We start from the raw sequence: 6128 nt of genomic DNA on the forward strand, positions 1-6128 counted from the left end.
TTTGGAATGGATAAAATATCAATTGCGATTGATGGACCGGCTGCCGCCGGTAAGTCAACAATTGCAAAAATGGTTGCAAATAATCTTAATTATACATACATCGATACAGGAGCAATGTATCGATGTGTTGCCTACTATGCGTTTATTCATCAGGTCGATTTTCATGATGAAGAAGGCGTATGCAATTTACTTAAAGATATAAAAATCAATATGTTGCCTGGTGGCATTATTATGCTAAACAATCAGGATGTTTCAATGGCTATTCGTGAAAACGAAGTATCCATGGGAGCAAGCATTGTATCAGGATACAGCAGAGTGAGATCTTTCCTTGTCTCTCAGCAAAGAGATATGGCGAAAGGTGGAGGTGTCATTCTAGATGGACGCGATATTGGGACTGTCGTATTACCTGATGCGGAATTAAAGATTTATCAGGTTGCTTCTATTGAATGTCGTGCTATTAGAAGACATAAAGAAAACCTTGAAAGAGGTATTGATTCTGATTTAGAAGAAATTAAAAAAGAAATAGCTGAAAGAGATCATGCAGATATGACGAGAGAAATTTCTCCATTAAAGAAAGCTGATGATGCGATTGAAATCGATACATCGGATATGAGCTTGGATGAAGTAGTCGCTACTGTCATGGATCTTGTCAGTCAGAAATTAGGTTAGAAAGGGATGATGAGTGATGATGAAAGGTGTTGTTGCGATAGTCGGTAGAGCGAATGTCGGAAAGTCAACGCTCTTTAATAGAATTGTAGGTGAACGTATTTCCATCGTAGAAGATACGCCCGGTGTTACGCGAGATCGTATTTATGCCCGTGCTTCATGGCTCACTAGAGATTTCTCAGTTATTGATACTGGAGGAATTGAACTTGCTAATCATGACTTCGTCAAAGAAATTAGAATGCAGGCTGAAATTGCGATTGAAGAAGCGGATGTCATCGTCTTTGTGACAAATGGTCGTGAAGGTGTAACGGCTGAAGATCAGATGGTAGCAAGAATCTTGCAGAAATCAAAGAAACCAGTTGTTTTAGCTTGTAATAAAATTGATGATGTTGCATTTAGAGATAATATTTACGATTTCTATTCATTAGGAATAGGAGATCCTATTCCCGTGTCAAGTTCACACGGGATTGGTGTAGGGGATGTACTTGATCAGGTTGTACGTCTCTTGCCTGATAAAGAGGATGATCTTCCAGAAGATGAAATTAAATTTAGTTTAATTGGACGCCCAAATGTTGGAAAATCATCTTTAACTAATGCACTTCTTGGAGAAGAACGTGTTATCGTATCTGATATTGAAGGTACAACACGAGATGCTATCGATACAGCTTTTACTAAAGATGGTCAGAAGTATCGTGTCATTGATACAGCTGGTATGCGTAAAAGAGGTAAGATTTATGAAAACGTTGAAAAATACTCTGTCTTAAGAGCTATGAGTGCCATTGAAAAATCGGATGTAATTCTTATTCTTGTCGATGGTGAACGTGGCATTATTGAACAGGATAAACACATTGCTGGATACGCACATGAATCTGGTAAAGGGGTTGTCCTGGTTGTCAATAAATGGGACCTTGTGAACAAGGATGAAAAGACTATGGCTAAGATGCAGAAGAAATTAAGAGAAGACTTTAAGTATCTTGATTATGCACGTATTGCCTTTGTCAGTGCTAAGACAAGCGCACGTGTTCAGACATTGTTTGACCTTATTCATGAAGCATATGATAATCAGAGAAAACGTGTTGCCACTTCCGTATTGAACGATGTATTGGTTGATGCTCAGGCAATGAATCCTACATCTAACTTTGAAGGTGGACGTCTAAAAATCTATTATGGTAATCAGGTGGCAGTAACACCGCCAACGTTCGTGTTATTTGTCAATGATCCAAAATTCCTTCATTTCAGTTATAAGCGTTATCTAGAAAACAAGCTTAGAGATGCTTTTGGTTTTGAAGGAACACCAATTCATATTATCTGCAGAAAGAGGGACTAACAATGAAAGTAGCAATTTTAGGAACAGGAAGCTGGGCTACAGGTCTAGCGAGAGTATTGAATGATAATGGAGTAGATTTATTAATGTATGGTGTTGATGATCGAGAAATCGAAGACATCAATGTTAGACATTGTAACTATAAATACTTTAAGAATATTAAGATTGAAGAAAATATCAGAGCTACTAAGGATTTAGCAGAAGCAATTGATGGCGCTGATTTTATCTTGGTAACTATCCCTTCTCAGTTTATTCGTACTGTCTTGGAAGATATTAAAAAGATTCTTAAGAAGAAGGTGACAATCATCAATGCTGCTAAAGGATTTGATATGAATACGAACAGCCGTATTTCAGATACGATTCGTTCAGTATTTATTGAAGATGAAATCAACCCAGTTGTTTCTTTAATTGGTCCTTCTCATGCAGAAGAAGTCGTTGTAAGAATGTTGACAAGCGTATGTGCTGTTTCACAGGATCAAAAGACAGCAGAAAGCGTTCAGTCATTATTCTCAAATGAATATTTAAGAGTATACACTGGCAATGATGAAGTAGGGGCTGAATTAGGTGCTGCCTACAAGAACGTTATTGCGGTAGCTTCAGGTGTCTTAAAGGGACTTGGCTATGGTGATAATGCCCGTGCTGCATTAATTACAAGAGGACTTAAGGAAATGGTTTCTTATGGTCTATTAAAAGGTGCTAAAGAAGAAACATTCTTTGGTCTAACTGGTCTTGGAGATTTGATTGTTACTTGTTCAAGTGTTCATTCAAGAAACTTCCAGGCTGGTAAGGAAATTGGTGAAGCTGATGGTGCTTCTGACTTCATGGTTGGTAATACTAAGACCGTTGAAGGGGTAAGAACATGTAAGGTCATCCATGATGACATTGCTAACTATCCTGGTTTTGAAGCCCCAATTACACAGGCTATTTATGATGTACTTTATTGCGGAGATAAGCCTAGTGAAAAGATTAAAGAGCTTATGAACCGTGAACTTAAACCAGAAAGACTTTATTAAAAATCTGTCAGCGTAAGCTGACATTTTTTTTGCTATATTTTGTTGAAAAAAAGCGTAAAAATTTGACTTTCTTACTTGAAACTATGAGTTCACTTTGTTATAGTATTTACAGTTTCATTGAGGAGGTTTTTTCGTGAATAAAAAAGAATTAGTTGACGTAGTATCAGAGAAAAGAAATCTTACTAAAAAAGATGCTGAGATCTTAGTCAACACAGTATTTGATACTATGGTAGATACAATGTTGGATGGCGAAAAAGTTCTTATTTCTGGATTTGGAACTTTTAAAGTTAACAACCGTCATGAAAGAAAAGGTGTTTCACCTAAGACAAAAGAAATCATTACAATTCCTGCAAGCAGAACTGTAAGTTTTAAGCCTAGTAATAGACTAAAAGACGCAATGAACTAATTGCGTCTTTTTTGTACATAAATAATTCATATTTTCGTGTATAATAAAAGTATATTTAAAGAAAGAGGTAAATGTTTATGCTTAATTTATGGTATTATAGCATGATGTTGCGTAATCCTTATTATTTGATAGGAACAATCTTTGTTGGACTTGCAGCCTTATTGGCTTTATATGCCCAGATTAAAGTTAAAACAACATATGCGAGATATAAGGAAGTCCCTAATGAAAGAGGCCTCACAGGCGCACAGGTTGCGCGTATGATTCTTGATGCCAACGGCATGGCTGATATGCCTATCTATGAGGTCAACGGTGAACTTTCTGATCATTTTGATCCTTCTAAGAAGACAATCAATCTTTCCCGTGATGTCTATAGAGGAAACTCTATTGCATCTATTGCAGTTGCAGCTCATGAATGTGGGCATGCGATTCAATACAATACGAACTATCGTCCAATCTTTTTTAGAAATGCGATTGTGCCATTTGCCAATATGGGCAACTATCTTGGCTGGATCGCAATCATGATCGGTTTAGCTCTAGGAGCTACAAAGATTGCCTGGGTAGGCTTCTTCTTGATCATTGGAATCTTACTATTCCAGGTTGTCACTTTACCAGTAGAGTTTAATGCATCAGCACGTGCATTGCATATTCTCGATGCATCTTTCTTGACGGATGATGAATATGTTGGCGCAAAGCGCATGCTTTCTGCGGCAGCCTTGACTTATGTGGCAGCTGTTATTTCGACAATTGCATCAATGCTTAGAATACTGCTTGTTATCATTGGCAGCAGTCGTAACGATTAAAGGGCGTATGCCCTTTTTTTTGTAGAAGGGATGGTATATAATAAACATCACTGGAGGAGAGAATATGGATACTAAGAATAAGAAACATTATCTTTTTATTGGAGTTTCAACGGTGGTCATTGTTTTTCTGATCGTTATGATTATTTTGATCAATGTGGTTCATACACCATACAGTAAACATCAGCAACAAGGACAATCATTAAGAAATGAACTTCTTTCTTCTAATAAGATGCAATATGATCATTATTTTTATCCTTATTATGGAGAAAAGACATATTACATCATGAAAGTAAAACAAGATGGCAAAAAGAAACTTGTCGCATTTGATGAAAAAAAGAAACTCGCAGGAAGCTATGAAGGAAACTACATGAGTGATGCTCGTATTAAAGAGAAAGTTAAGAAAGAACATCATGAAGTAAAGGCTGTTCATATCTGCTATGAAGATGATAAATTCATGTACTATGCAAAATATCAAAACAAGAATCATTTATACTATTATTTTTATTCATTAGAAGGGGACTTTGTGAAATCATATAATCTATAGGAGGACATCATGAATCTGGATATTATTGATTATGGCTGTGTAGATTGGAATACTTTACTTCTAGTAAAAGGGAAACAACTGAATCTTACAGATGAAGATATTCATATTCTCATGCTTATGATGACATGTCATAAGCTCAATATCAGACCTATTACACCACAATGTCTTTCACGATATTCATCACTTGCGCTTTCTCGTATTGATGAAATTATGTTAAAGCTGATCAATGGTCATTTTGTCAATAGATGTAATGGACAGCTTGATTTTAAACCTATTCAAATGAAGCTTTTGGATGAAAAGGAAGAAAAAAAGGAGGATGTCAATCTTGTATCCTTCTTTGAAGAATCATTTGGTCGTTCTCTTTCTGTTACAGAGATTGGCTTTATCAATGACTTTAAACGATCTGGCTATGATGATGAAATGATCATGGATGCAGTCAAGGAAGCTGTGAAGGCTAATGTGAAGAATTTCCGCTATGTGGAACGTATTCTACAAAACTGGAGTGAATATGGCAAGGTGATTAAAACGAAGGAAGAGGAGTCTGTTTCTAGCTTTAGCGATGAAGTGAAAGACTTTAAATGGTGGGGCTAATGATAGAGAAGAAACAGAATAGAATATTAGATGAGTTTGATCGTCTTTACCCTGATGCTAAGTGTGAACTTCATTATACAACTCCACTTGAATTATTGATTGCGGTCTTATTGTCAGCACAGACAACTGATGCTTCAGTCAATAAGGTAACACCTGAACTTTTCAAGAAGTATCATAGTGCAAGTGATTATCGTGATGCCAATCAGGAAGATATTGAACAATTGATAAGACGTATTGGTCTTTATCGCAATAAGGCAAGAAGCATCAAGAAAATGGCTGCAATGCTTTGTGAGAAGTATGATGGTGAAGTGCCTCAAAGCATCAATGAACTGATCACTCTGCCAGGAGTAGGCCGTAAAACGGCTAGCGTGGTCGTAGGAGAAGCTTTTCATGTTCCTAGTGTTCCTGTAGATACACATGTAGAACGTGTCTCAAAACGCCTAGGATTTGCGAAAAACGAGGATAGTGTACTTGCGGTTGAAAAGAAGCTTAAGCGCACACTGCCAAGAGAAAGATGGAACAAGCTGCATCATCAGTTTATTTTCTTTGGAAGATATTTCTGTAAAGCCCAATCACCTCGATGCAAGGAATGCCAGCTTGTAGATCTATGCAAAGAAAAGAATAAGAAACTATGAAAAAGGAAGCTGTAACGAAATAAAATACAGTAAAAAAAGTGGCGTACTCACTATTTAGTGAGTGCAGCCACTTTTTTGGTATAATTAGGTTATGAGTTACAAGAATATAAAAGAACCTAATTACAATAATCATTATAACCTATATCAGA

At 36.6% G+C, this 6128-nt stretch carries 8 protein-coding genes; all 8 read left to right on the forward strand.

Annotated features, from left to right (window positions below):
* Positions 1–6: 6 nt before the first annotated feature.
* Complete coding sequence (cmk, locus tag J6L95_RS10360) at positions 7–669, forward strand: (d)CMP kinase (protein ID WP_029070746.1); 663 nt, start codon at positions 7–9, stop codon at positions 667–669.
* Positions 670–685: 16 nt separating this feature from the next.
* Positions 686–1993, forward strand: a complete 1308-nt coding sequence (gene der / locus J6L95_RS10365) for a ribosome biogenesis GTPase Der (RefSeq protein WP_029070747.1) — start codon at positions 686–688, stop codon at positions 1991–1993.
* Positions 1994–1995: 2 nt separating this feature from the next.
* On the forward strand, positions 1996–3003 hold the full coding sequence (locus J6L95_RS10370; RefSeq protein WP_287459077.1) for an NAD(P)H-dependent glycerol-3-phosphate dehydrogenase: 1008 nt from the start codon (positions 1996–1998) through the stop codon (positions 3001–3003).
* Positions 3004–3136: 133 nt separating this feature from the next.
* Complete coding sequence (locus J6L95_RS10375) at positions 3137–3409, forward strand: HU family DNA-binding protein (protein WP_029070749.1); 273 nt, start codon at positions 3137–3139, stop codon at positions 3407–3409.
* A 77-nt stretch (positions 3410–3486) separates the two neighbouring features.
* The gene (locus tag J6L95_RS10380) at positions 3487–4209 is read left to right on the forward strand and encodes a zinc metallopeptidase (RefSeq protein ID WP_031588526.1); all 723 of its coding nucleotides are present in this window, start codon (positions 3487–3489) and stop codon (positions 4207–4209) included.
* Positions 4210–4273: 64 nt separating this feature from the next.
* On the forward strand, positions 4274–4753 hold the full coding sequence (locus J6L95_RS10385) for a hypothetical protein (RefSeq protein WP_287459079.1): 480 nt from the start codon (positions 4274–4276) through the stop codon (positions 4751–4753).
* Positions 4754–4762: 9 nt separating this feature from the next.
* Entirely contained in the window at positions 4763–5344 is a 582-nt protein-coding gene (locus tag J6L95_RS10390; RefSeq protein WP_029070752.1) for a DnaD domain-containing protein, read from the forward strand.
* Positions 5344–5979 (forward strand): endonuclease III, encoded by a 636-nt coding sequence (gene nth, locus J6L95_RS10395; protein WP_287459081.1) that lies wholly within the window; start codon positions 5344–5346, stop codon positions 5977–5979. The genes J6L95_RS10390 and nth overlap by 1 nt, the downstream gene beginning before the upstream one ends.
* Positions 5980–6128: the final 149 nt, after the last annotated feature.

Source organism: Kandleria sp., assembly GCF_017934775.1.
GTDB lineage: Bacteria > Bacillota_I > Bacilli_A > Erysipelotrichales > Coprobacillaceae > Kandleria > Kandleria vitulina.

What these genes read in the sequence shown, in the direction of transcription:
- cmk (WP_029070746.1), top strand. Translation starts at nt 7, where the DNA reads ATGGATAAAATATCAATTGCGATTGATGGACCGGCTGCCGCCGGTAAG.
- der (WP_029070747.1), top strand. Translation starts at nt 686, where the DNA reads ATGATGAAAGGTGTTGTTGCGATAGTCGGTAGAGCGAATGTCGGAAAG.
- J6L95_RS10370 (WP_287459077.1), top strand. Translation starts at nt 1,996, where the DNA reads ATGAAAGTAGCAATTTTAGGAACAGGAAGCTGGGCTACAGGTCTAGCG.
- J6L95_RS10380 (WP_031588526.1), top strand. Translation starts at nt 3,487, where the DNA reads ATGCTTAATTTATGGTATTATAGCATGATGTTGCGTAATCCTTATTAT.
- J6L95_RS10385 (WP_287459079.1), top strand. Translation starts at nt 4,274, where the DNA reads ATGGATACTAAGAATAAGAAACATTATCTTTTTATTGGAGTTTCAACG.
- J6L95_RS10390 (WP_029070752.1), top strand. Translation starts at nt 4,763, where the DNA reads ATGAATCTGGATATTATTGATTATGGCTGTGTAGATTGGAATACTTTA.
- nth (WP_287459081.1), top strand. Translation starts at nt 5,344, where the DNA reads ATGATAGAGAAGAAACAGAATAGAATATTAGATGAGTTTGATCGTCTT.